At 71.2% G+C, this 20,998-nt stretch carries 22 protein-coding genes; all 22 read right to left on the bottom strand.

The features are described from left to right. Nucleotides 1-27: 27 nt before the first annotated feature. Entirely contained in the window at nucleotides 28-1,617 is a 1,590-nt protein-coding gene (locus ACIBBH_RS24235; protein WP_399407836.1) for a phage tail protein, read from the bottom strand. Next, on the bottom strand, nucleotides 1,607-2,461 hold the full coding sequence (locus ACIBBH_RS24230; protein ID WP_399407834.1) for a hypothetical protein: 855 nt from the start codon (nucleotides 2,459-2,461) through the stop codon (nucleotides 1,607-1,609). The genes ACIBBH_RS24235 and ACIBBH_RS24230 overlap by 11 nt, the downstream gene beginning before the upstream one ends. Then, a complete protein-coding gene (locus tag ACIBBH_RS24225; RefSeq protein ID WP_399407832.1) occupies nucleotides 2,461-3,564 on the bottom strand; it encodes a hypothetical protein in 1,104 nt (367 codons plus the stop codon). The genes ACIBBH_RS24230 and ACIBBH_RS24225 overlap by 1 nt, the downstream gene beginning before the upstream one ends. Before the next feature lie 12 nt (nucleotides 3,565-3,576). After that, the gene (locus ACIBBH_RS24220) at nucleotides 3,577-4,560 is read right to left on the bottom strand and encodes a hypothetical protein (RefSeq protein WP_399407831.1); all 984 of its coding nucleotides are present in this window, start codon (nucleotides 4,558-4,560) and stop codon (nucleotides 3,577-3,579) included. Nucleotides 4,561-4,575: 15 nt separating this feature from the next. Next, nucleotides 4,576-5,481, bottom strand: a complete 906-nt coding sequence (locus ACIBBH_RS24215; RefSeq protein WP_399407829.1) for a phage distal tail protein — start codon at nucleotides 5,479-5,481, stop codon at nucleotides 4,576-4,578. A gap of 3 nt (nucleotides 5,482-5,484) precedes the next feature. After that, the gene (locus ACIBBH_RS24210) at nucleotides 5,485-7,905 is read right to left on the bottom strand and encodes a phage tail tape measure protein (RefSeq protein WP_399407827.1); all 2,421 of its coding nucleotides are present in this window, start codon (nucleotides 7,903-7,905) and stop codon (nucleotides 5,485-5,487) included. 227 nt (nucleotides 7,906-8,132) lie between these two features. Next, a complete protein-coding gene (locus tag ACIBBH_RS24205) occupies nucleotides 8,133-8,594 on the bottom strand; it encodes a hypothetical protein (protein ID WP_399407825.1) in 462 nt (153 codons plus the stop codon). Beyond that, nucleotides 8,591-9,109 (bottom strand): phage tail tube protein, encoded by a 519-nt coding sequence (locus ACIBBH_RS24200; protein ID WP_399407823.1) that lies wholly within the window; start codon nucleotides 9,107-9,109, stop codon nucleotides 8,591-8,593. The genes ACIBBH_RS24205 and ACIBBH_RS24200 overlap by 4 nt, the downstream gene beginning before the upstream one ends. A gap of 11 nt (nucleotides 9,110-9,120) precedes the next feature. Next, on the bottom strand, nucleotides 9,121-9,540 hold the full coding sequence (locus ACIBBH_RS24195) for a minor capsid protein (RefSeq protein WP_399407821.1): 420 nt from the start codon (nucleotides 9,538-9,540) through the stop codon (nucleotides 9,121-9,123). After that, a complete protein-coding gene (locus tag ACIBBH_RS24190) occupies nucleotides 9,533-9,889 on the bottom strand; it encodes a hypothetical protein (protein ID WP_399407819.1) in 357 nt (118 codons plus the stop codon). Before ACIBBH_RS24190 ends, ACIBBH_RS24195 begins: the two co-directional genes overlap by 8 nt. Then, entirely contained in the window at nucleotides 9,886-10,209 is a 324-nt protein-coding gene (locus ACIBBH_RS24185; RefSeq protein WP_399407818.1) for a hypothetical protein, read from the bottom strand. The genes ACIBBH_RS24190 and ACIBBH_RS24185 overlap by 4 nt, the downstream gene beginning before the upstream one ends. Then, nucleotides 10,203-10,601, bottom strand: coding sequence for a hypothetical protein (locus ACIBBH_RS24180; protein WP_399407816.1), 399 nt, complete (start codon nucleotides 10,599-10,601; stop codon nucleotides 10,203-10,205). Before ACIBBH_RS24180 ends, ACIBBH_RS24185 begins: the two co-directional genes overlap by 7 nt. A gap of 145 nt (nucleotides 10,602-10,746) precedes the next feature. After that, nucleotides 10,747-11,598 (bottom strand): N4-gp56 family major capsid protein, encoded by an 852-nt coding sequence (locus ACIBBH_RS24175; protein WP_399407814.1) that lies wholly within the window; start codon nucleotides 11,596-11,598, stop codon nucleotides 10,747-10,749. Between the two features lie 12 nt (nucleotides 11,599-11,610). Further along, a complete protein-coding gene (locus ACIBBH_RS24170; protein WP_399407812.1) occupies nucleotides 11,611-12,273 on the bottom strand; it encodes a hypothetical protein in 663 nt (220 codons plus the stop codon). 89 nt (nucleotides 12,274-12,362) lie between these two features. Then, nucleotides 12,363-12,563 (bottom strand): Rmf/CrpP fold protein, encoded by a 201-nt coding sequence (locus ACIBBH_RS24165; protein WP_399407810.1) that lies wholly within the window; start codon nucleotides 12,561-12,563, stop codon nucleotides 12,363-12,365. After that, the gene (locus tag ACIBBH_RS24160) at nucleotides 12,541-14,793 is read right to left on the bottom strand and encodes a phage minor capsid protein (protein ID WP_399407808.1); all 2,253 of its coding nucleotides are present in this window, start codon (nucleotides 14,791-14,793) and stop codon (nucleotides 12,541-12,543) included. Before ACIBBH_RS24160 ends, ACIBBH_RS24165 begins: the two co-directional genes overlap by 23 nt. A 17-nt stretch (nucleotides 14,794-14,810) precedes the next feature. After that, the gene (locus ACIBBH_RS24155) at nucleotides 14,811-16,292 is read right to left on the bottom strand and encodes a phage portal protein (RefSeq protein WP_399407805.1); all 1,482 of its coding nucleotides are present in this window, start codon (nucleotides 16,290-16,292) and stop codon (nucleotides 14,811-14,813) included. Then, the gene (locus ACIBBH_RS24150; RefSeq protein ID WP_399407803.1) at nucleotides 16,279-16,716 is read right to left on the bottom strand and encodes an HNH endonuclease signature motif containing protein; all 438 of its coding nucleotides are present in this window, start codon (nucleotides 16,714-16,716) and stop codon (nucleotides 16,279-16,281) included. The genes ACIBBH_RS24155 and ACIBBH_RS24150 overlap by 14 nt, the downstream gene beginning before the upstream one ends. A 67-nt stretch (nucleotides 16,717-16,783) precedes the next feature. Continuing rightward, nucleotides 16,784-18,022, bottom strand: a complete 1,239-nt coding sequence (locus ACIBBH_RS24145) for a PBSX family phage terminase large subunit (protein ID WP_399407801.1) — start codon at nucleotides 18,020-18,022, stop codon at nucleotides 16,784-16,786. Next, entirely contained in the window at nucleotides 18,022-18,468 is a 447-nt protein-coding gene (locus tag ACIBBH_RS24140; RefSeq protein WP_399407799.1) for a helix-turn-helix domain-containing protein, read from the bottom strand. The genes ACIBBH_RS24145 and ACIBBH_RS24140 overlap by 1 nt, the downstream gene beginning before the upstream one ends. Before the next feature lie 227 nt (nucleotides 18,469-18,695). After that, nucleotides 18,696-19,070: a hypothetical protein gene (locus ACIBBH_RS24135; RefSeq protein ID WP_399407797.1), complete on the bottom strand. Its 375-nt coding sequence runs from the start codon at nucleotides 19,068-19,070 to the stop codon at nucleotides 18,696-18,698. Between the two features lie 62 nt (nucleotides 19,071-19,132). Beyond that, nucleotides 19,133-20,980 (bottom strand): hypothetical protein, encoded by a 1,848-nt coding sequence (locus tag ACIBBH_RS24130; RefSeq protein ID WP_399407795.1) that lies wholly within the window; start codon nucleotides 20,978-20,980, stop codon nucleotides 19,133-19,135. Between the last annotated feature and the right edge of the window lie 18 nt (nucleotides 20,981-20,998).

Below are 20,998 nucleotides of genomic sequence, written 5' to 3'. Positions count from 1 at the left end.
GGGCGGGATGTGAGGCGGGGCGGTGCTCTACGCGAGCGCGGCCCAAAATCGGTTAGCGCCGTTCTCCATGGCGCTGACAGTGATCGATGCCGGAGCCGAGGCGGCGCCGGTCGAGTAGACGCCGAAGCGGCGCACGGCGCTGTATCCGAAGACATTGGGCGGGGCGCCGGCCCCGGACTCGGCGGCGAGCATCATCGGCCCGTCGCCCGTCGTGGTGTTGTACTGAAGTCGCCAGGCCACGTAGTAGAGGCCGGCCGCGGCGGAGTACGCGGCTGTGAGTGGCGAACTGATCGTCGCCCCGCCCTCGTTGTGGACCTCGGCCGGCTCGTAGGTCGCGGTGGACATGTCGCCGGTCGCAGCCACGCGGGTACCCGACGAGTTGTAGATCGCCGCCCATGACCCTGTGGTGAGCCCGCCGGCGTATCCGGTGGCGAACCAAACGATGCGGTTGACCGTGGCGGCGGTGCGGAGGTTGACGGCAGTGACCCGGATGGGGCCGGACCCCGGGTAGAGACCGGTGGACTGCGCGAGGGCAGGGTCGAATGCCCACGCGAGCAGGCCGTGATCGGCGGGTGACCACTCGCCGGCGAACGCCGCGGCGTCGACGTAGCTCTTTCTCGTGATGTGGTTCGCGCTCGTCGGGGCAGCGGTCGACGAGGGGACCGTGCTGAACGTCTTTGCACCACTGATCGTCTGCGTGCCGGCGAGCAAAACCGCGGTGCCGGCGGCCTCCGCTCCCACGTCCGCGGCCGTGTGGGTGTGCGTGGCCGAGGCCGCGCCCACATCGCCGGCGTTCAGGATGACGTCGCCCTGCTTGCCGTTGACGGACGTCACCGCGCCGCCCCCCGACGTGGCAGGGAGCTGCGCTGCGGGCACCTTGCCGTCGGGGCCGAGGGTGGCGACGCCGCCGGCGGTGCCGGCCGCAGTGCTCGCAATCGCGCCGACGTCGGCGGCGGCGAGGATGATGTCGGCGGCGCTCTTGCCGTTGACGGACTGGACGAGGCCGGCCGGTCCGGTGGGGCCGGTTGGTCCGGTAGCACCGGTGAGGCCGGTCGGCCCCTGGGGGCCGGTGGGCCCGACCGGGCCCTGCTCGCCCCGCGGGCCGGTGGGTCCGGCTGGACCCTGGGGGCCGGTGGGTCCGATCGGGCCCTGATCACCCTTGGCCCCGGTGGGACCGACGAGCGAGGCGAGCCACTGCTGCTCGGTCCCCTGGTACCCCTCGGCGGCGGCGACCTCGTACGCCGAGGCGCCCCGAACGGCGACGTACTGCGGCTTGCTCGGGTCGCGCGGGGCGACGTCGGCGAGGTCGACCTCGTGCTGCTCGGCCGGCAGCAGCAGCGCGTACGAGCGGCCCGGCTGGATGCCGGCGAGCTGCTCGGTCACGGTGTACGACCAGTCGGCCGGGTCCATGCCCGGCGCGTCGGTGGCCGGCAGCGTGATCTCGACGGCGCCCTGCGCGTCGAGCTGCGCGACGACCGGACCGCCGAGGATCACGTCGGCTTGCGGGAACGTGATCTGACTCGGCGCGCGGAACACGATCGACCCCGACAGAGGCCGGCCGTCCGGTGACAGGAAGCGGGCGCGAACGGTAACGGTGGGGATGGACTCAGGCAGCACTACCGGTGGGGCCCTCCTTTTGCTGGTCGGTGGGAGCGTCCGCGCCGAGCTCGAACGAGGCGACCGCCGCGGCGGCAGCACGCACCGGTGCGTCGGGGGCCTCGCTGGTCGAGAAGGTGTTGCGGGTGTACGCCGAGAACATGCGCGTCTCGATGGCGCCGGTGCTGGCGCTGTTGCGGTGCTCGATCTGGAACAGGACGGAGTCGCCCCACTCGGTCCCGTGGAGCGGCTGTGTCACCGTCTGGTTGATCCACTGCGAGCCGCTCGGCACGGTCCATGTGTTGATCGTCTGGACGTTGCCGCTCGGCGGTACGTAGTTGATGCGGACCTGTCCGCCGGCGCTTGAGATCGTCGAGAAGCTGATGACGGCGACCGCGTTCTGCACGGGCATCCGGCCGAGCCATGCGAACTGCCATGACGTCGTGCCTTGCATCGCTGCGTTGGCGGTCGGGTACATAGGGAACGGCAGCCACGGCCGGCCGAGGAAGCGGTCGGAGAAAGCGTCATCCATGACGAGGATGCGGTCGGGGGCGTCCCGGTCGCGGGACCACATGCGAATCATCTGTCGGTCGCCGCCGTTGACGTCGTCGCCCACGGTCAGGGCGGCGCTGCCGTCCTGGCGACCGATGCCGACACCCCAGTCACCTTGCTTGGTGTCGCCGACGATGAACGTCGTCTGCCCGGCGGGCGTCTTGGCCATGAGCTGTCCGCCCTCACCGATGACGATGTCGCCGTGCAGAACCTCGGTCAGGGCCGGCCGGATCTGGGAGCGGCCGGCGAGCTCGCGCACCTTGCGTTCGAGCTCGCGGATTCGGTCGAGCAGGTCTTGCGGGATCGCAGCCACTAGGCAGCCTCCAAGTACAGGCGGGCGGTTTCGGGCCGGCCGCGGAGCGGCGGGGAGATCGCGAGGCCGACGACGCGGTACCGCTCGTCGAGGCCCTCGGCCCACCACAGATCGCGAATGCGGAGTCGGATCGTTGCGCCGAGCAGGGCCGGCGAGAGGGCGACGCGGTCGAGGGCGACGGTCACCTCGGGAATGGTGCGCGGGTGCAGCGAGGCGGCAAGGTCTGCCCGCGCGTGGGCGGCGAGGGTGGCCGGCTCGGTCACGGTGGAGTAGTCCGAGGTTCCGTCCAGCCGCGGCCACCCGGCGGCGAGCTCGTCGTCGTCGACGAGCAGCTCGGACATGATCGGGACCGATTCCGCGGCTTGGTTGCGGTTGTCCGACGCTCCGCGCGACTGCCACACGTTGGCCTGCACGGTGGCGTCGATCGGCCACCCGTAGGCGAGTACGGGCCCGGGGTGGTCGAGCACGATCTCGGATGTGCCGGCCCGGATGGTGGGCGAGCCGAGCTGTAGTCGTTTGACGCGTCGGCCGCTTCCGGGGTCGCGGTGACTGGCGATGCGCCACTCGAAACCGTCCTCGACGGAGCCGAGTTGGTCGATCAGTTCACGGATACGGGGCTGGTCGTAGCGGCTGTACGTGCGGTCGCGCAGCACTCCGGACAACTCGGGGCCGTACTCGATGCCGATGTCGCCGCCGGGCAGGCCGGCGGCGTAGTCGAGCAGCGCGCGGACGAGGTCGAATTGATCGGTTTGCTTGGCCTCTTGGGTGTGGAACACGACGCGGTGATCGAGGTAGCTCGCCCATCCGCCGGCCTGCATCTGTAGGCCGAGGAACCCGCGTTCGTTGCTGGTGAGGTTGGCAGTCCACAGCACGCCGCCCCACCAGATTTCGGACCCCCGCTCGATCCACAAGGCCGTACGGCCGGGGACGACCGCGGCCCGTGCGCGGGCGGCGAGCTGCCGGTTCGGTAGCGGGATGGTTGCCGAGGCGGCGCCTACCTTGCCGATGTAGTCGTCGAGGGACACGTCGGTGAGCGGCAGCGCGTCGAGGACCTGATCGGACCGCAGATCGCACAGCAGCGCCCGGTATGTGGGAGCGGGCAAGGCTCACCCCCTTTACGCGTCGAGCGGGTACTGCACCCCGGACAGAGCGGCCCAGGTGGTCACGCCCGTACTGCCGATCAGGCGCAGTTGTCCCGACGTCTGCGCGTCGAGCTTGATGTCGACACCGCCGGCGGCGATCGGGAGGGAGGTAAGAGCGGCCGGTCGGCAGTTCGCCGGCAGGACCGAGGCCAACAGGTTCCCGCTGTTGGGGATCGTGCCGGACGTCGCCCAGGACACGCCGCCCCGAAGCTGGAGGAACGGAACGCCGGCGATCGTGATGCGCCGGTATCGCAAGGTGCCCTGTGCGTTGCCGTTGTTCGAGAAGCCAGAGGCGAGGGTTACCGCGGTCCAACCCACGGACGGTGTGAGCGGTTGCCACGCTGTACCGTCCCACCGGTCAAGGCCGGTGCCGTTGTCGCGGTACTGGCCTGGGTAGGCGCCGGTGAACGATGTTCCCCACCCGCGGGGGATGATCCCGCCGTACGAGGCGGTGTACCGGCGGCGGTCGGCGAGCGCGCTCGACCATGTGATGCCGCCCGTGCCGGCCGAGATTCCGGCCGGCACGGTGATGTCCCACAGGCGCAGTGCGCCGGTCGGGACCGTCGGCGGGGTCGGCGTCGCGTTCGCTGCTCCCTGCATGATCTCGATGGCGACCGCGGTCTGCTTGTCGGTGTCGTACAGCTCGTCGTACACCCGCAGCACTACCGAGTCGATGCGGGTGTACTGCGCGTGGCCGTCGGCGAGCGTGAGCGTCTCGGGACTGGTGACAGCCACCGGGTATGCCCCCTGCGTGGCGGCCCCTTGCACGATGGCGCGGCCGGTGCCGATCTGCACCTGCATAGGACCGACGCCGGTCGCGGCGAGAGGGTCGCCGCCGGCGATCACGCCGTCGCGGCTCGTCATGGGGGACTCGGGCACCATCGTGCCCAGTGGCACGAGGCGCGTATCTGCGCGGGTCTGCCCCGCCGAGAGCAGCCATCCGGCGCGCACGGTCACAGGCAGGCCACCTCCTTACCAGTAGGCCGAGCGCCACCTGATCGAGCACGAGGCGCGCGGGTCCTCGGACCCCGGGGCGGCGCGGAAGGTGAGCGCGGCCGTGCCGGGGGCGAGGGTGAACGTGTTCTCGGGGACGCTGCGCGCGGTCGCGGTGTAGAGCCGGCTCGCGGTGCGGTTGAGGGTCACCGTGCCGTCGGCGGTATCGACGCGCAGCGTGTCGTCGGCGGCGAGCTCGATGTCGTATTCGAGGACGTCGCCGGTTGCGAGATTGGTGATCGAGGGCAGCGCCACGGGTCCGCGGAAGGCGACGACAGGGTGCGTGCTGGCGTCGCCCTCGTTGAGCGTGACGACCGTGCCAGTGCTGCCCGGTTCGCCGAAATCGAGCGGGTACGCGAGGTGCTCGGGTCCCGGGTCGATGTGCCAGTCGAGGCCGGCCTCGGCCGCGGGCAGGCGGGTCTCGACCTGTTGCTCGACGAGCGCGTATCGACGCGGGTCGGACGCTTCCCACTGGATCGCTGCCCCGGTGATCGTGCCCACCCGGTAGCCGAGGCCGACGGGCACAGCGCGGCGTACGACGCGGGCGCCGGCGAGCAGCGGCCCGCGGTCGTCGAGCCATACGACGAGCGGCAGCTCGTCGTCGACGACCGCGGTCGCGGCGTTGAGCGCGCGCAGCGTGGCTCCGATGGTCGACGCCGGCGCGCGCACGATCACGTCATCAACGGTGATCGTGCGCGGCTGCGCGAGCAGGCGCCCGGGGTAACTCCCATGGCTGTCACTGCGGTTGACGCTTCCGGAATCCAGCGCGGGCAGTTCCTCCCAGCCTGAGAGCGTGCGCCACCGAAACGGGGTGCCGGGGCCGAGCAGCAGCTCGTCGCCGTACTGAATGTGCCCAGGGGCGGTCACGCGGTCGCCCGCGGCCATCTGTCACCCCCTCTGTTTCATGTGCCAGGCGAGTGCGGCGGCGTTCTGCTCGGGCGTGCCGGTGTCTGCTGCGTGCCAGTGCTCGATACGGACCGTGGGGCCGGCCGGCGCGGCGAGGCCGAGTGGCCCCTGCGCGCCGTAGGGCGCGGCGCCAGCCGAGGCAAGGGCCGGCATCCTCGGGGAGGGGATGAGCGTGCGCATGGTGCGGTCGACCGCGCCCTGCCCGGAGCGGATGCCTTTGACGACGCCGGCGGGAATCCAGCGGCCGACGTCACGCGCCATAACTCGCGATGGCGAGCTGATACCGAGTGCCTTTGCAATCGGCCCAGGAATCATGTTCTTGGCGAAAGAGATCAGCTTTCCCTTGAGCCACGATCCCATGGCCTTGACGCCGTTATACAAACCGCGGATCAAATCCGCGCCCTTGTCGTACAACATCGAGCCGAAGTCGCCGAAGTACCCGACGATTTTCCCCGGCAGTCCGCGCACGTACGCGAGCATCTCGCCCGCCTTGGTCTTGGTTCCCTCCTTAATGGACTGCCAATGCTTGATAATCAGCCCGATCAAGGTGAAATTGACAAAAAAAGAGACTAGCTTTCCGGGGAGGGCCTTTACGTATTCGACTGTTCCATCCCAGACGCGCTTAGTTCCCGTCTTGATGGAATCCCAGTGCTTGATGATCAGGCCGACCAAAGTGAAGTTGAGGAAGAACTCGACGAGTTTCTCGCCAACCCACTTGATCTTTTCCCAAACCCAATTCCAGGCCGCGAGCGTTGCGTTCTTGATCGCGTCCCAGTTCGAGACGACCAGTGCGACCAGACCGACTATCGCGGCGATCACGAGCGCGATAGGGCCCATGGCGATCAGCCAGGCAGCGGCCATGCGCGCGGCCTGTATGAGCGACTGTGTGCCCATGAGCACCCACGCGCCCACTACCCGCAGCGCCGTACCGGCGGCGGCTACGCCCTGCGCGATCCAGCCGGCGACGATGATTGCGTTCGTCGCAACGAACCGAGCTGCTGCCGTCACGCCGGCCGCGGTCTGCGTCGCCCAACTCGTCACCGTGGCGACCGACGTCGTGTACGCCTGCACCCCGAGGGCGATCAGGGCCGGCAGCATGACGGCGGTGATGACGCCGGCGACGATGCCGAACGCGACACCGTGCTCGGACACGAACGCGGCGCCGGTAGCAAAGGCAGAGCCGACGGCAATCGCACCATCGGCCGCAGCCGACAGGGCCGGTACGACGAGGTTCCCGACCACGCTTACAAAGCCGTGCTCAAGAGTGCGGGTGAATTCCGTAACGCGCGTCGACGCGTTATCCCGCATCGTGTCGCCGGCCTTTTTCGCTGCCCCATCGACCTTGCCGAGCGATGCAACAGCGGTCGAGGGGTCGAGGGAGAAAAGGGCGCCGGCGAGGTCCTCGGCCTGCGTGCCCAGCAAGGCAACCGCAAGACGCGAGCGTTCCGTCGGGTCCTTCACCGCCCGTAGGCGGTCCATCAATGTATCGAGTGCCGCATTCGCGGTCGGCCCACCCTTGGTGAAAGCCGCGGCCATTTCATCGGCGTTCAGTCCAATGGACTTGAGCGCGTCTGCCGCCTCACCCGACTTGATGCGGATGTTTAGTTCTTTGAACGCGTCCGCGACGATATCGGCGTCTCGGGCACCAGCGGCGAGCCCCTGCTGAATGAGGCCCATTGCTTGCTGTCCCGACATTCCCATGTCGCGGAACTGCGTCGAATACTCATTGAAGGTATCGAGCAGGTCCTCGGACTTATTGAGGCCGTTCTGCGTGCCCTTTACGAGAATGTCGAATGCCTCTTCGGCATTCTTGGCCATTCCCGTCTTGAGCATCTGGCCGACCGCGGCCGAGGTGGGCCCGACCTCCTCGCCCATGATCTGTGCGACCTGCGAGAGCCGGCCGCCGATCTTTTCGAGCTCTTTCTGCGTCGCGTCCGCGGGTACGAGGCCCTGCTGCCACAAGGACTTGAGGGCCTCGTTCGCGTCGGCGACGGAGTCTGTGTACCCCTTGCTGTAGAGGGCGCCGGCCGCCTGGCCGAGCCGCTTTGCCTGTGCCGGGTCGGCGCCGAGCTGCGCGGCGAGCAGGCTGTTCGACTTCTGCTCGTCGAGCGCCTTACTGACGCCGCCGAGCAGAGCGGCGCCGACGGTCGCACCGACGGCGGCCCATCCGAACGCGCTCAGCTTGTCGCGCAGCCCACCGGCGGCCTGCTCGGCTCCGTCCTCGGTCCCCTCGGCGAGTCCCTCGCCGAGCTGCTGCCCGGCGCGGTCGCCGGCGCGGGCGGCCTCGGCGGTGATGGCCTCGGCGGCGGCGACGACGCTCTGCTCGGCGCGGGCGAGGCCCTGCTCGGCGCCCGACTCGTCGACGTCGATCGTCGCGAGCAGCTCGGCCACGGTGAGCGCCACAGCACATCACCCCCCGTCGGTCGGGCCGGCCGGTAGGCCGGTGATTGCTGCGATCTCCGCCGGGTCGTCGACCTCGCGGGGCGTGCGCGACCACGCGCGGGCGAACTTGGCCTCGGCCGGCAGTCCGCCGACGAGGACGAGGAAACGGCGGGTGGACAGGGCGGCGAGCTGCGCGGCGTCGAGGCCGTACTCGCGGGCGAGGTCTGCCTCGACCGCCCCCCAGTGGGTTAGGACCGCGCGCCAGAACGCGCTGGCTTGCCCTTCTTCCTGCTCGCCCGACGGGCCGCTCGATTCGGGCCCTGCGCCGCTTTTCCCTCCTTGGCCGCTTCCTGCTCGTCGTGCAGCTCGGCGGCGCGCTGCATGGTCATCGAGCCGGGCTTGCGGACGTTGGCGGCGGAGTAGATCAGCACGACGCCGAGCTGCCGGTCGGTCATGCCGTGCGCGGCCCACGTGTCGAGGGCGCCCTCGCCGAACAGCGTCGCGAGCATGGCGCGCACGTCGTCGGGGTCTGAGCTGTGCTGTACCTGCTCCATCTTGAGCGTGAACAGCAGCGGCAGGGAGTCGGGCAGGGTGTACTCGCGCCCGTACAGGGTGAACGTCACCCGTGGCCGGGCGGGCGCCTGCTCGGCAAAGAACGCATCGAAGTCCGCGGACTCGACCTCGACGAGCTGCTCGGGGGACTCGGTCACGCGTCACCCCCCGTCTTGGTTGCGAGCGTCGTCGGGGTCGTTCCGCCGGACACGGGGGCCGAGGTGGGCTTGCCGCTCCTCGTGATCGTTGCCGACCACGAGGTCTTGTCGTTGGTCTCGCCGCCCTGCTCGCCCGGGGTCACGGTGGCGTCCCAGATGACCCACTGCGTCTGGCTCTTGTGGCGCCACCGCACCTTGTTGTGCGAGTCGATGCCGAGGCGGTTCGCCCAGACTTCATCGACGTACGCCTGTCCAGCGTCGCGGGTCTTGGTGGTGGGGTCGATGCGGTACTGCCCCTCGATTTCGAGGGTCGCGCCCCTCTGCATCACGTCCTGCTCGTAATAGCCCTCGCTGTCGAACGCGGTCGTCTCGGCGGTCTCCTCGTTTTCCCCAGGGTTGTGGGTAAAGCTGGTGAGTCCGGCGATCGGCAGCCACGTTTCCGGGCTGGTCACGGTGGCGTCGAGGACCTCGAACAGCCAACCGCGGGCGTCAATGGGCCGACTGTTCGCGGCCATGGGGACACCTCCTAGTCGGGTCGGTGGGTGGTGGGGTTGGCCACGTCGAGGCGGACGTTCACCGTGTGCTCGTGCCGGCCCGAGGCGTCGGTGCCGATGGGGGCCGGCGCCTGTGCGGCGGCGAGCACGAGCCATGTCCCGTCGGGAAGTTCGAGGCCGGCGAGTCCGTGCAGCGCGCCGTACAGGGCCTCGGCGCGGCAGCGCGAGGTGCGCGGGTCCGCGGTGCCGCGCACGCGCACCTGTAGTGATCGGGTGTCGTAGCCGTTGCGGGCGTCCTGCTCGCCGGCCCCGTAGAGCCACAGGCCGACCGCTTCGGCCGGCTCGGGTGGCAGGGTCTCGATGAACGTGTCGCCGCCCGTGCCAGCGGGGTCGTAGGCGAGCAGCCCGAGCTCGTCGAGGTAGCGGGCGACGCCGTCGAGCAGGTCAGCCACGCATCGCCCGTCGGACTTCGGCGGCGATCAACTCGCCGATGACGCCGGCCTCGCGGTTGGCCGGGTCCTCAAGGAACTTGGCCTTACGGCCCGGGGAGTGCCGAGCGGTGAGGTCCTCGTGCACGCGCGCGGCGTACGGGGTGTCGTAGCTGACGCCGGCGACGAGGTCGCGCTCGTCGACGGTGGCGGTCCCGGAGCGTTCGAGGGTGCCCTCGGCGATCGGGACCTCGGTTCGGGACTCGGCGAGCAGGTGCTCGGCGCCGAGGCGCAGTCCGCGCGCGGCGCCGGCTCGGGCGCGGCCGAGGACTGCGTCGCCGTTCCATCGGATGCGGGTACGGGCACGGCTCACTCGCAGCTCACCTCCGTACAGGCAGGCACCGGGAGGCCCGGGGCGGTGTGATGGGCGACGGTGAGCGCGGTTGTGGTGCGGCCGTCGGGCAGCGTCACGCGTGAGCCGGGCGGACAGTCGAGCTCGGGGCTGGCGATGAACGTCGCCGTAGCGGTGACGTCGAGCCCCTCCGGGGTGCGCACGAGGCGCGGCGAGGGGTCGACGAGGGCCGGCACGTCCTCGACCGCCGGCCGGTAGGTGGGCCCGTACGCGGCGTCGCCGGCGTACGGCTCGATGCGGATGCGGTGGCGTAGCAGGACCTCGGGAACGCGGGTCACCATGGGAACACCCGCCCTGGGGTGAGGCCGGCCCGTCGCAGCGCGCGCTCGGCGCGCGGGGCCAGGTCGACGCCGGCCGTCGCCGTTGCGCGCCGGCCGCGCCCGGACAGGCTTACGGGCCCGATCGATACCGAGTCCCACTGTCCGGCCGCGCCGGTGCCGTCGTCGCCGGCGGCGAGTTGGTACTCGACCTGTGCGCACGTGGCACTGCTCAGTGCGGCCCGCACGTCCGGGTCGAGTGGGTCGCCGTCCTCGTCGACTGCGTATACGGCGGTGAGCAGAGCCGAGTCGATGTCCTCGCCGGCCCGTGCGAGTAGCCGCTCGGCGTCCGCCGGTGCGGGTCGGCCGAGCCATGCGGCGAGCTGTTCGGGGGTGGCGTAGGGCTGTCGGGCCACGATCACCCCCGCGATTTGTCGCGGGCAGCAGAACGGGCCGTCGGCTTCTTCGCCGGCGGCCCGTCTGTCTGCTCGTCTTCGGTTGTCTGCTGCTCGCCCTCGTCGTCCGAAGGATCGTTTCCGCGGTGATAGCGACGGAGCATCATCACGCCGCACCCTTCGTCTTGAGCACGACGATTCCCTCGTCGTCGAGGCGGTGGCACGCGTAGTGAACGTTGGTCGTGACGACCGTGGTGCGCGCGAGGATGTCGCGGTCTGTCTCGACGATCGGCCGGCGCTTGTAGAGCAGGCCGAGCGAGCCGCGCCGGATCAGCAGCGCGTTATAGGTGGGCGTGGTGCCCGGGGTGACAGTGACGCGGTCAGAAACGTAGATGTTCACGCCGCCTACCTGGCCGATCACGCCGCGGGGGATGACTGCGCCGGTGCCCAGCTTGTCGGCGCTGATGAAGTTCGGGTCACGCAGCAGGGCGGCGCGCTGTACGGAATGGATGACGAGGCCGGCCATGTTCTCCGGGTCCCACTCGTCGCCGAAGCGCTCGATGCCGGACACCATCACGTCCCAGGACAGAGCCTTGGTGGACGCGTCGACGGTGATCACGCCGGTTGCTTCGGCCGCCGCGGTCAGATCCTTGTCGATCTTCCGCGCGATCAGTACGCCGAGCTGCCGCTGCGTCTCGGCGTAGGGGTCGCCGAACGCGACAAGCCTCGACTTGTCGGTGAGCTCGACCGCCTTGCCGGCTTCCTTGATGGTGGCCGAGTTGCCGGGGTTCGTGCCGAGCTGCTCGGGGGTCATCGGCGTACCCTCGGTCAGGTCCTCTGCCTCACCAAGCGCGGTCCACTTGGGGAAGCTGACGGAGTCGCCGGGCTTGCCTTCGAGGGTGTTGTCGTCGACTGCGAGCGTGCCCAGGATGAGCGCGCCCTTGAACTTCGCCTGCACCATGTCGGCCCAGACGTCCGGCACGATCATTTGTGCCGCGGTGGTCTTTCCTGCGGGCATCGGCTGCCCTCCTTACTCGCTTGCGGCGGACAGCCGCGCGTACAGATCGGGGTCGGACTGGTGCAGCTCGACGCGCTGCGCGTAGTTCATGCGGGCGAACTGCTCGGGCGTGACCGTCTGCGGTGCGCCCGGGGTGAAGTCGGCGCCCCCCTTGGGCGGGGCCGGCGCGGTGCCCTCGGCGCGCAGCAGCGGGTTCGCCTCGACCGCGGCGGCGATCACGGTGTCGAGCTGCTCGGCGAACTTGGGGTCGGTCGGGTCGAGGGCGGCGAGCTGCTTCTCGACCGTGCGGGAGTCCAGCAGCCGCGCGGGGTCGGCGCCGGCCTTGTGCGCGGCCTGGTGGGCGGCGAGCTCGACACGGAGCTGCCGAGCCTCGGCGAGCGCCTTGTCGCGCTCGGTGGCGGCCTGCTCGGCGAGCTTGGCCGGGTCCTGCTCACCGGCCGCGCCGCTCGGGTCCAGCACACTGCGCAGTGCGGCGAGCAGCTCGTCGCGCTCGGCCTGTGCGCGCTGCGCTGCCTGCTCGGCCTCGGTGGCGCGCTGCTCGGCCGCCGGGTCGACCGCGGGGGCCGGCGCCGCGGGCGCGGCCGGCGCGGGCGGTGCCGGGGGTGCCGCGGGCGGGGCCGCGGGCGGGTCGGTCGGGGCCGGGGCGGGGGCCGGCGTCGAGGTGGGTTCAGACATGCGTGATCCGTCCTTGGGCGGTGTGCGGGCATGAAAAAAGGGCCCGCCATGTGGCAGGCCCTTACGGGGTGTTGGAGGTGGCCGAGCGTCTAGTCGTCGGACTCGTCGGGGAGCGGTCGCGCGCCGGCGTATCCGCGCACCCATGCCGAGCGGCGTAGGTCACCAGCGGGGAACGGGCACGAGGTGACCGGGTCACCGTTGCGGCCGGCCTCGGCGCCGGCGTTGATGGCTCGGGCGAGCTCGCCCCGACTGCCCACTGCTGCCCCCTCAGAGTCGGTTCTGCTGATCATCGCGCGACTTGCGCGCGGTTTCCGCGGCGGCGTTCCGCACGCCGGTGATCTGCTCTGTGTACTCGGCAAGCGTAAGACGTGGGTGATCCTGCCACCACCGAATCAGGTCCTCGCTCGCCCGGGCGTACGCGATGTGTGCCGGCCCGGTGAACAGGGTTGCCGGGTCGACGCCGGCGGCGCGTGCCTTGCGGTTGAGGAGATAGCCGTTCGTGGCGTCCTCGGCGGCGAGGTACTGCGCCCATACGTGTTCGCGGTACATCTCGCGTATCTGCGTGCGGGTGTAGGCGGTGCGCTGCTGCTCGGCCTCGTACTCGCGCTCGGCGATCCATCGCTCGGTTGCGGTCATGCCGGCGTACGGGTCCTCGTCGACGGCGAGCGACCCCCACTCGTCGGGACCCTCGGCCGGCGCCAGGGCCTCGTCGATCGCGGCCCGGTCGGCGAGCTGCCCCTCGATGGTGTGCGCGCCGGCGGCCTCGGGGAGCGGGGCCGGCGGGTACCGGCGGTCGAGCTCGTCGGCGATCCGCTCGACGTCCTCGGGCGTCGCGTACCGGATCGCCCAGCCGAGGACGTCGTCGCCGACGGTGGACAGGTCCGCGGCGAGCCGGCCGCCGGGGAAGACCTCGGCGAGCAGCCGGCGCCGGTTGGCCTCGGCGGCGATCTCGGCGCGCTCGGCCTCGTCGACGTTGCGGGCCCGTGCGGCGAGCTCGCGGTCGGATAGGCCGATCAGGTCGCGGCGCGCGGCCGGCAGGGCGGCGTCGACGTCGCGCCGGTCGAGCTCGGCCACGACGCGCAGCAGCTCGTCGTCGCCCAGGTGCGCGAACGCGGCGGCGAGCTCGTCGTCGCTGAACTGCGTAAGCGGCTCGGCGAGCCGGCCGTCGGGGCGCAGCCGGGCGAGCAGCGCGGCCTCGTCGCGCCGGTCCGCCTCGGTGCGGATGCGGTCGAGGTCGCGCTGATCGAGGACACCGGGCCGGATGGCGGCGCCGAGCTGCTCGTCGGTGAGCTCAGGCAGCGTGCGCTCGTCGCCGGCGCGCACGCGCGCGGCCTCGAACACATCGGAGCCGGGGCCGGTCGGCGTGCCGGGCCGGCCGGCGGTGCCAGTCTCCGGGGGGAGGTTGCCGGCGCCGAGCTGCTCGCGCTCCCGCCGGCGGATGAGCTCGGGATGATCGGCGAGGTGTCCGCGCATCCGTCCCTGCCACGCGCGCACGCGGGCCTCGGCCGCGCGCTTGGCCTCGGGTGTGAGGGCGGCGGCTGAACGCTTCTTCCACTTCCTGATGTTGCGCTCGATGGCGCGCTGCTTCTGTGTCGCCTCGTACCCGTCGGGGTCCTCGGACGCGTCCTCCGGGACGCGGGTCACACCAGGAAGGTAGGCGGCGACGGAATGCCGGCAGTTGGGATGCTGAAAGCCTCGGGCCCGCGCCCCGTTGAGGGAGCCGACCACGTGCACCTGCACCGTACGGCCGTCCTCGATGGCGTGCTCGACGCTGACCTCGCGCGGCCCGTCGGGGCCATCGATCGACAGCACCTTGCCCTCGAACGGCTTGCAGAGCGGGCACTCGTGCGGGGCGTTGGAGACGATGACGAGGTCGAGGCCGGCCGCGCGCAGTCGGTCGGTGTGTCCCTCGACCGCGGCTCGCCCGAGCGCGGTACGGGTGGCCATCTCGGCGTAGCTCGTCATCTGCCACGCGCGCCCGGAGCGGTCGACGAACGTGCGAAACCCGCGGTCGGCGAACCGCTCCATAGCGCGCTGCGTGGCCTGGCGGCGGGTGTCGATACCGAGCAGCGGCGTTGCCGCTACCTCGGCGATCACCTGCCGGTATCCGTCCTCGACGCCGCGGAGAATGCCGCGGTGCGTCTCGGTGACGAGGTCGACCGTTTCCTGCGCGAGCCGGTCGACGGCGCGCGTCGCCGGCGTCGTCTCGGCGATCCGCCGGGCGTCGTCGTCGTCCAGGGCGCCGAGCTCGGCGAGGCCGGCCTGCGCCCCGACGTTGTACGCCTCGGCGACGACGTCCCACACCTCAAGGTCGACGGCGGTCGAGAGCGCGTCGACGACCTGTTGCGCCGCGCGCCGTAGCGGCTGGATATCGGCGAGCTTGGCCACGGCCCACCCCGGAGCCTCGTACCCGTTGGCGAGCTGCCGTGCGACGATCCCGAGCAGCCGCTGCTCGGCGTCCTCGTACAGGCTGCGGACGCCGGCGGACAGGTCCTCAACGAGACCGGGGTGAATCGGCACGGCGCCCCCTCCTTATGTCAGGCGAGGGCGCCGGCCTGCATGGGGTCGGGCACGGCGGCGCCAGTCTCGACGAGGATGCGGTCGACCTCGGCCCGCACGGCGTCGTCGTCCCAATCGGGGTGCAGGATGCGCACCCGTGTGTCGACGCTCGCGGCCTGCGCCTGTGCGAGCAGCGACAGGGTTTGGGCGACGCTGGTCGGGTCCTCGCTTACCCCGTCGCCGAACGCGACTCGGGGCCGCTCGACGACGAGCCAGGGAGTGAACAGCCGGCGGTCGAGCATGAGCGCCACGTGCAGGATGTCGGCGAGGGCCGGCGCCCAGTATCGCGACTTCTTCTCGCGGGTGGTCATGCTGCGCCGCATCCTCGCCTTGACCTCGGTCGCGGTCACCGCGCCCTGATCGTCCATGCCGAAGGTGGCCGGCGAGTAGCCGGCGGACTGTACGGCCTGGCGCACGATCGCGTCGGACGTCGCCTGATGTTCGGTGACCCTGATCGCGAACTGCGACAGGGTGATGCCGGCGCCCTCGGTGGGCGGGATGGACAGGGCGGCCCAGATTTCCCGGTCGTCGTCGAACGAGGCGCCGCGGCCGGGGCCGTGGTCGCGTAGGTAGGCGTCCGGGACGATCAACCGCGCGCGGGCGAGCCTGATGTCGCGCAGCCAACTCGACCATGTCTCGTCAAGCGCGTCCATGAGGTCATGCAGGGGCGCGTCGTAGTCGGAGCGTCCGAACGGGCTGCCGCGGTGGCGGCGGTTGGGCAACGCGTTGGGCACGTACGCCGCGGTGAGTGCGTCAACGCCGGTCGTGATGGTGTCGCCCTCGGCGTCGAGGGAGTCGACGAGGCCGGCCGTATCGGGGTGCTCAGTGAGCGGCACGCGCGTGCCGACTCGGTCGGACGTCCCCTGATACAGGGCGTGGACGATCCGCCCGCGCTCGTGCCGTTCGAGGTGGCGCCATACGGTGTCGTTGTCGCTGCCGGGCAGCTCGCGCCAGAACGTCACGGCGCGCAGAGTCCCGTACGAGAACTCGGGCACGGCGCGGTCGGGGTGCATGACGGTGATCAGCGGCCGGGCGGCGAGCTCGGCATCCCAGGTAACTCGGAGGAACGTTCCTCCGAGCGCGGCCCCGATCTCGGCGGCCTCAAGCAGGGTGTTCGCCAGTCCGCCGGCCTCGGCGATGTCTTCGAGCCGGCTTTGCGTGCCGGTGTCCGCCACGGTGAGCGCGAGGGGCTCGGCGAACAGCAGCTCGGCCGAGGCGCTCGCGATGTCGCCGGCGAGGGGAATGTGCAGCCGACCGTCGTCACCCTTGGTTCGGTCGGTCGAGCGGTGTCGGGCCCACAGGCGGCGCCGGCCGTCGCTGCGGCGCTGCCGCTCGGTGCGGTAGACCTCGGCGAGCCTCTTTCGGTCGCCCGAGTACCAAGCATCATTGACGGCGATCTCGCGGTACAGGGTGGACAGGTGGGGCGGCGGCCACGGGGCGCCGTTCTCAGGCAGGGACACGCGTCACCCCCTGTCTGCGTCGAGCGCGCTCGCGCGCGGCGGCGCGGCACTTGCGGCACTTCCGGGTGCCGTTGCCGGCCCGGTAGGTGTTGGCTCGGTCGAATGCGTGACCTCGGATGCAGGCGGTTTGCCGCGCCCGAGCGGCGGCGTGCGACTCGCCTCGCAGCACGTTGGTTCGCTGCGTCACGGCGTCGAGGTGATCGGGGTTGACGCACCCGCGGTTGCGGCACAGGTGGTCAATCACGAGGCCCTCGGGTATCGGCCCGACCATGGCCTCGTAGGCGACGCGGTGCGCGTACTGGCGCTCGCCGGCGATCGAGATGCGGGCATACCCGTTCGGCATCAGGTAGCCGGTCCACTGCCAGCAGCCGGCGGGGGTGTCGACGACGCGGGCGAGGAAACGGTCGGTCCAGTCGGCAGACATGCCTCACCCCCCTTCGGCACGCGTGCGGCCCCGAGCGCCATCGAGCGGCGGGGCGGTGGTTGGGGGACTAGGCGGCGAGCGTCAGCAGGTGGCGCCACTCGTGCGCGGTGCTGTGCAGCACATAGCGGGCGGCGTCGACGCTGTGATCGTTTGCCTTGATCGGCTGGTCTTCACCGCGGGCGGCGGCCTCTTCCGACCACGCGTACTCGGGCAGCTCGTCGAGCAGCCCCTCGCACGAGCGATGGATGAGCAGCAGGCCGGCGTCGAGCGCGTTCGACACGCTGCGGATGCCGTCGAGCACGCTGTTATCGGCCCGCGCGACGCCGGGGTGCCCATCGGCCCAGAGCTGCGCCGAAAAGCTCGTCGCGCTCGGGTCCACGAACGTCCACTCGGGCTCGACGCCGAGCTCGGCCAACCAGCCGCGGACGGCGGCGCTGTACTGCGCGTCGGTCATCTGCCGATGCCGCGCGCGGGAGTCGTACCGCCACTCGGCACAGGCGTACAGCCGGTCGTCGTCGCCGAGGCCGAGCAGCACAGCGGAGAAAGGCGCGGTCGTGCCGTAGTCGATGCCGAGCCAGTGCCGGCGCATCGCCGGCAGCTCGTCGACGACGTGCCGCTGCTCGTCATACATGTCGTAGATCGCGCCCTCGGCGACCACCCATGCCCCGTCGATCATGCGGCGGCGCCATAGGCCGGTGTACTCGGCGGACAGGGCGGCGACGTAGGCCGGTGACAAGCTCGGGTTGTCGGCGAGGCGGAAGTGCCATTCGGCGAGGTCCAGTTCGCCGGCCCGGTCAAGGTAGCCCTTACGCAGCCAGTGCCGCGGCGAGTCGGGGTTCGTGGTGCACAGCAGCCTCGCCCCGGGTACGGACAGTCGCGCGAGCAACTGCACGAAGAACGGTTCGGGTACGAGGGTGGCCTCGTCGACGTAGGCCAGGCAGGCAGTCGCACCGCGCAGCCGGCCCTCGGCTCGCGCATCGCTCGCGCCGATCAGGTGCACAGTGCGGCCGAGGATCGTCGCAACGGTCGCGCCGCGGGTGTGGCGGATCTCCGAGGCAACGTCCGCCCCGAACAGCGCGGGGTCGGACAACGGCTCGATGATGTTCCGCTCGATCGTTTGCAGCGATCGGCCGCACAGCAGGATCAACCCGGTTGCCGGTGCCCGCCGGATCGACAGCAGGAAGGCAAGCAAGCTCGCCACGGTCTTTCCCGACCGCACGCTGCCGTGCCATATCGAGATACGGGCGGTGAACGACTCGCGGATCGAGCGCAGTTGCTTGTCGGACAGGGGGAGCGGCGCGGGCATCACACCCCCTCGCGGTCACCCCCGCTCGGCCCGATCAGGGCATCGGCGAGGCGGTCGAGCATCGAGGCGCCGGCGCTGCCGGTACTGGTCTGGCGGGTGAGCTCGGCGACTCGGGCGTGTACCTCGGTGAGCGCGCGGGCGGCGGTTGCACGGTCGCGGGCGTCGCGGGCGGACTCGGCGCCGCCGGCCTGCTCGACCTGGCGCAGTGCCCCGTCGAGGGCCTCGTCGGCGAGCAGCTCGCGGCGCGCGGCAGCATCGGCTCGGCGAGCCTCGGTCGCCGCGGCGACGCGGGCGCCCCCGGTGAAGGTGAGCCCCTCCTCGCGAGCGATCTTGCTTACGGTGGCGGCGCTGCGCCCGATGCTCCGGGCGATCTGGTTACGGGACTTGCCCTCGGCGTGCAGCCGGCGAACTGCCTCGCGATCTCGCTCGCGGATCGGCTCGGCCATGGCGTCACCTCCCCGCGGACATGCGAACGCCCCGCCGCGGAAGGGGGTGCGGCGGGGCGTGATGGGGGTCGTTGTTTCCGGGCATGCCGGAGGCGCCCCCAACATTAGGTCACAGATCGATAACGGCGCAAGCCTGTTCGGGCCCGAGATAGCCTGTGCGCAGCCCGGGCGGGGGTTGCTCCCGCCCACGGTTAGGGCCCTCGTCGTGTGGAGCGATGGGGGCCTGCTTACTTCTCGGTGGCGGCCTTGCGCTCACGCAGAATGCGCGAGGCGTACGAGGGAGAGCAGGCGAGGACGGTCGCGATCTCGGTCGCGTTCATGCCGTCGCGCTCGTGCGCGGTGATGATCAGCCGCGGCGTCATTTCCTCGACGAGCTTGTACGCCTGCCGGATACGACCGGCCTCGGCGAGCGTCAGTTCATCGGCCGCTCGCTCCGGTCCGTGCTGCGCGGCGACGTCGTGCAGTAGAGCGGCGCGCGCCTCGGCGGCCTGCTGCTGCTCGCGTTCGGTCTCGGCCTCGAACGCGTCCACGAGTTCGGCGATACCTGCCAGCAGGCGCCCGCGGGGCGAGTCGTCGCTGAACTGCTGCTCGTCGGTGGTCATCGTGTCTGTGTCTCCGGTCGCGACGTGGTCCGCCCCGGGGATGTCGGGGCGGACCGATCGTGTCAGACGAACAGGGCGCCTTGTTCGACGTCTTCGCCGAGGTCGAACAGCGCATCGCCGGCCGGCGCCTGCTGGGCTGCGATCCACCCCGTACGCCAGGTGCCGGCGGCCTCGGCCGCGGGCTCGTCGACGTCCCGCTCGCCGGTGTCGGTCTCGGTCTGCTCGGGCTGCTTCTCGCCCGTCCAGTGGCACCAGTGGCACCCCTTGCCCGAGCACTCCGGGCACCGGTCCTCGGCCGGTACGGCGTTGCACGTCTCGCAGTCGTCGAGGCCCTGCTCGTCGTGCTCGGGGCACATCGGCCCCCACGAGTACAGCGGGTCGCCGGCCGGCGCCTCGGCCTCGCCGTTCAGCCGCGCGCACTCGTTCGCGGCCTCGACCGCGCAATCGAAACCGTCGACGCATCCTTCGTCGGACCACACCCCGAACCGGCCGCCGGCCGGCTTGCGGGCGCACGCGGTGATCGGGTCACCGTTCACCCCGTCCGCGGGGTAGACCTCGTGCAGGCACCGCGGCTCGCCGAAATCGACGCCGGCGAGGTCCACGTTCGCGGCCCGGGTGTTCTTCTCCAGCGCGGCGGACACCGGGGCGGCGGGCTGCTCGACCTCGTCCTCGGCCGGCCGGTGAGCGAACACGCACTGCGAGCTGCGCAGCATCGGCTCGACGGTCCATCCCGCGCGCTCGAACCGCATCGCGAGGATGTCGAGGCACGGGCCGTGCCATGGGTCGTCATGGCGGACGATGCGGCCCCCTTCGAGCCAGTAGGCGGCGACGCGCCCGCCCCCGCGCGGGTCGAGCATGAACCCGCGCACCTCGACCTCGGCCTCGGTCGGCTCGGTCACGTCGTGGTGATCGGTGAGCGCGGCCGGCTTGAGCTGAGCGAGGGCGGCGCGCGCGGCGACCACGTCGGGGTGGGTGGAGTTGCTCGGGGTGCTGCCCTCGGTGACGCCGGCGTGCTCGACGACGACACCCTCGACGATGCGCTGCTCGGCGGCCGGCACGACGCGGCGCGTGTCGTCGCTGCTCGCCGGGCGACGAATCCACGTCCACGGGTCGACCAGCGCGCCGGGGACCGTCGCCGACTCGACGGCCGGTGTCGCGGGCTGCTCGTGCAGCTTGGCGACGACGAAACCGTGCTCTGCGGCGAGCTGCGCGGCTCGGGCGGCACTCGCGGCGTACCGGCCCTGCTCGTACTCGTGGGCGGGAACGGTCAAGCCATGCAGCTCCCCGCGTGCCTCGGTGATGGCGGTGGGCCACGCGCTACGGAGGAACCCGACGACCTGCTCGCGCTCGATCACGAGCACGTCGCCGTCGCGGATGTGGTCACGGGTCTGCGTGGCGTCGTACGCCTCGCGGGTGGAGTGGAACCGGTGCACGATCGGGCCGACGGCGCGGGCCTCGGCGTGCTCGCGGTTGAGCCGCTCGGCGGTCGCCTCGGCGTCGCTCTGGTCGGTCTGCTCGATGACCCACTCGACGGTGTACGTGTCCATCACGCCGTACTCGTCGCCGAGCTCGTGCACGATGTACCGCTGCTCGACGTCCTGCTCGGCCTCGGCGCGCTCGGCGTCGCCCTGCTCGACGGTCTCGGCGAGGGCGACCGCGGCGGCGGCGAGCGGCGACGCGTCGGCGAGGCGCCGCGCCTCGGCCCGCTTCTCTGCGGCGCGGTGGCAGGGGGCGCACAGCTCGTATCCCTTGGCGAACAGGGCGGCGGCTTCCTCGGCGGACAGGTACGCGGTGATCCCGCGACCGCACAGACCGTCGTCGTTGCTGGGCGAGTAGTGCACGCGCTTGCCCTTGCCGATGACGGCGTACCGCACGTCGGCCTGCTCGGGGAACGTCTGCTCGTGCTCCATGGGGGTTGCTCCCGTGGG

The organism is Streptomyces sp. NPDC051636, assembly GCF_044453765.1.
Lineage (GTDB): Bacteria > Actinomycetota > Actinomycetes > Streptomycetales > Streptomycetaceae > Streptomyces.
This window is presented reverse-complemented; position numbering and strand designations above follow the sequence as displayed.

Excerpts from the sequence above, each read along its gene's own strand:
- ACIBBH_RS24140 (WP_399407799.1), bottom strand. The coding sequence starts at position 18,468 with ATGGCCGAGCCGATCCGCGAGCGAGATCGCGAGGCAGTTCGCCGGCTG.
- ACIBBH_RS24150 (WP_399407803.1), bottom strand. The coding sequence starts at position 16,716 with ATGTCTGCCGACTGGACCGACCGTTTCCTCGCCCGCGTCGTCGACACC.
- ACIBBH_RS24215 (WP_399407829.1), bottom strand. The coding sequence starts at position 5,481 with ATGGCCGCGGGCGACCGCGTGACCGCCCCTGGGCACATTCAGTACGGC.
- ACIBBH_RS24200 (WP_399407823.1), bottom strand. The coding sequence starts at position 9,109 with ATGGCCGCGAACAGTCGGCCCATTGACGCCCGCGGTTGGCTGTTCGAG.
- ACIBBH_RS24165 (WP_399407810.1), bottom strand. The coding sequence starts at position 12,563 with ATGATCAGCAGAACCGACTCTGAGGGGGCAGCAGTGGGCAGTCGGGGC.
- ACIBBH_RS24135 (WP_399407797.1), bottom strand. The coding sequence starts at position 19,070 with ATGACCACCGACGAGCAGCAGTTCAGCGACGACTCGCCCCGCGGGCGC.
- ACIBBH_RS24170 (WP_399407812.1), bottom strand. The coding sequence starts at position 12,273 with ATGTCTGAACCCACCTCGACGCCGGCCCCCGCCCCGGCCCCGACCGAC.
- ACIBBH_RS24130 (WP_399407795.1), bottom strand. The coding sequence starts at position 20,980 with ATGGAGCACGAGCAGACGTTCCCCGAGCAGGCCGACGTGCGGTACGCC.
- ACIBBH_RS24145 (WP_399407801.1), bottom strand. The coding sequence starts at position 18,022 with ATGCCCGCGCCGCTCCCCCTGTCCGACAAGCAACTGCGCTCGATCCGC.
- ACIBBH_RS24185 (WP_399407818.1), bottom strand. The coding sequence starts at position 10,209 with ATGGTGACCCGCGTTCCCGAGGTCCTGCTACGCCACCGCATCCGCATC.
- ACIBBH_RS24175 (WP_399407814.1), bottom strand. The coding sequence starts at position 11,598 with ATGCCCGCAGGAAAGACCACCGCGGCACAAATGATCGTGCCGGACGTC.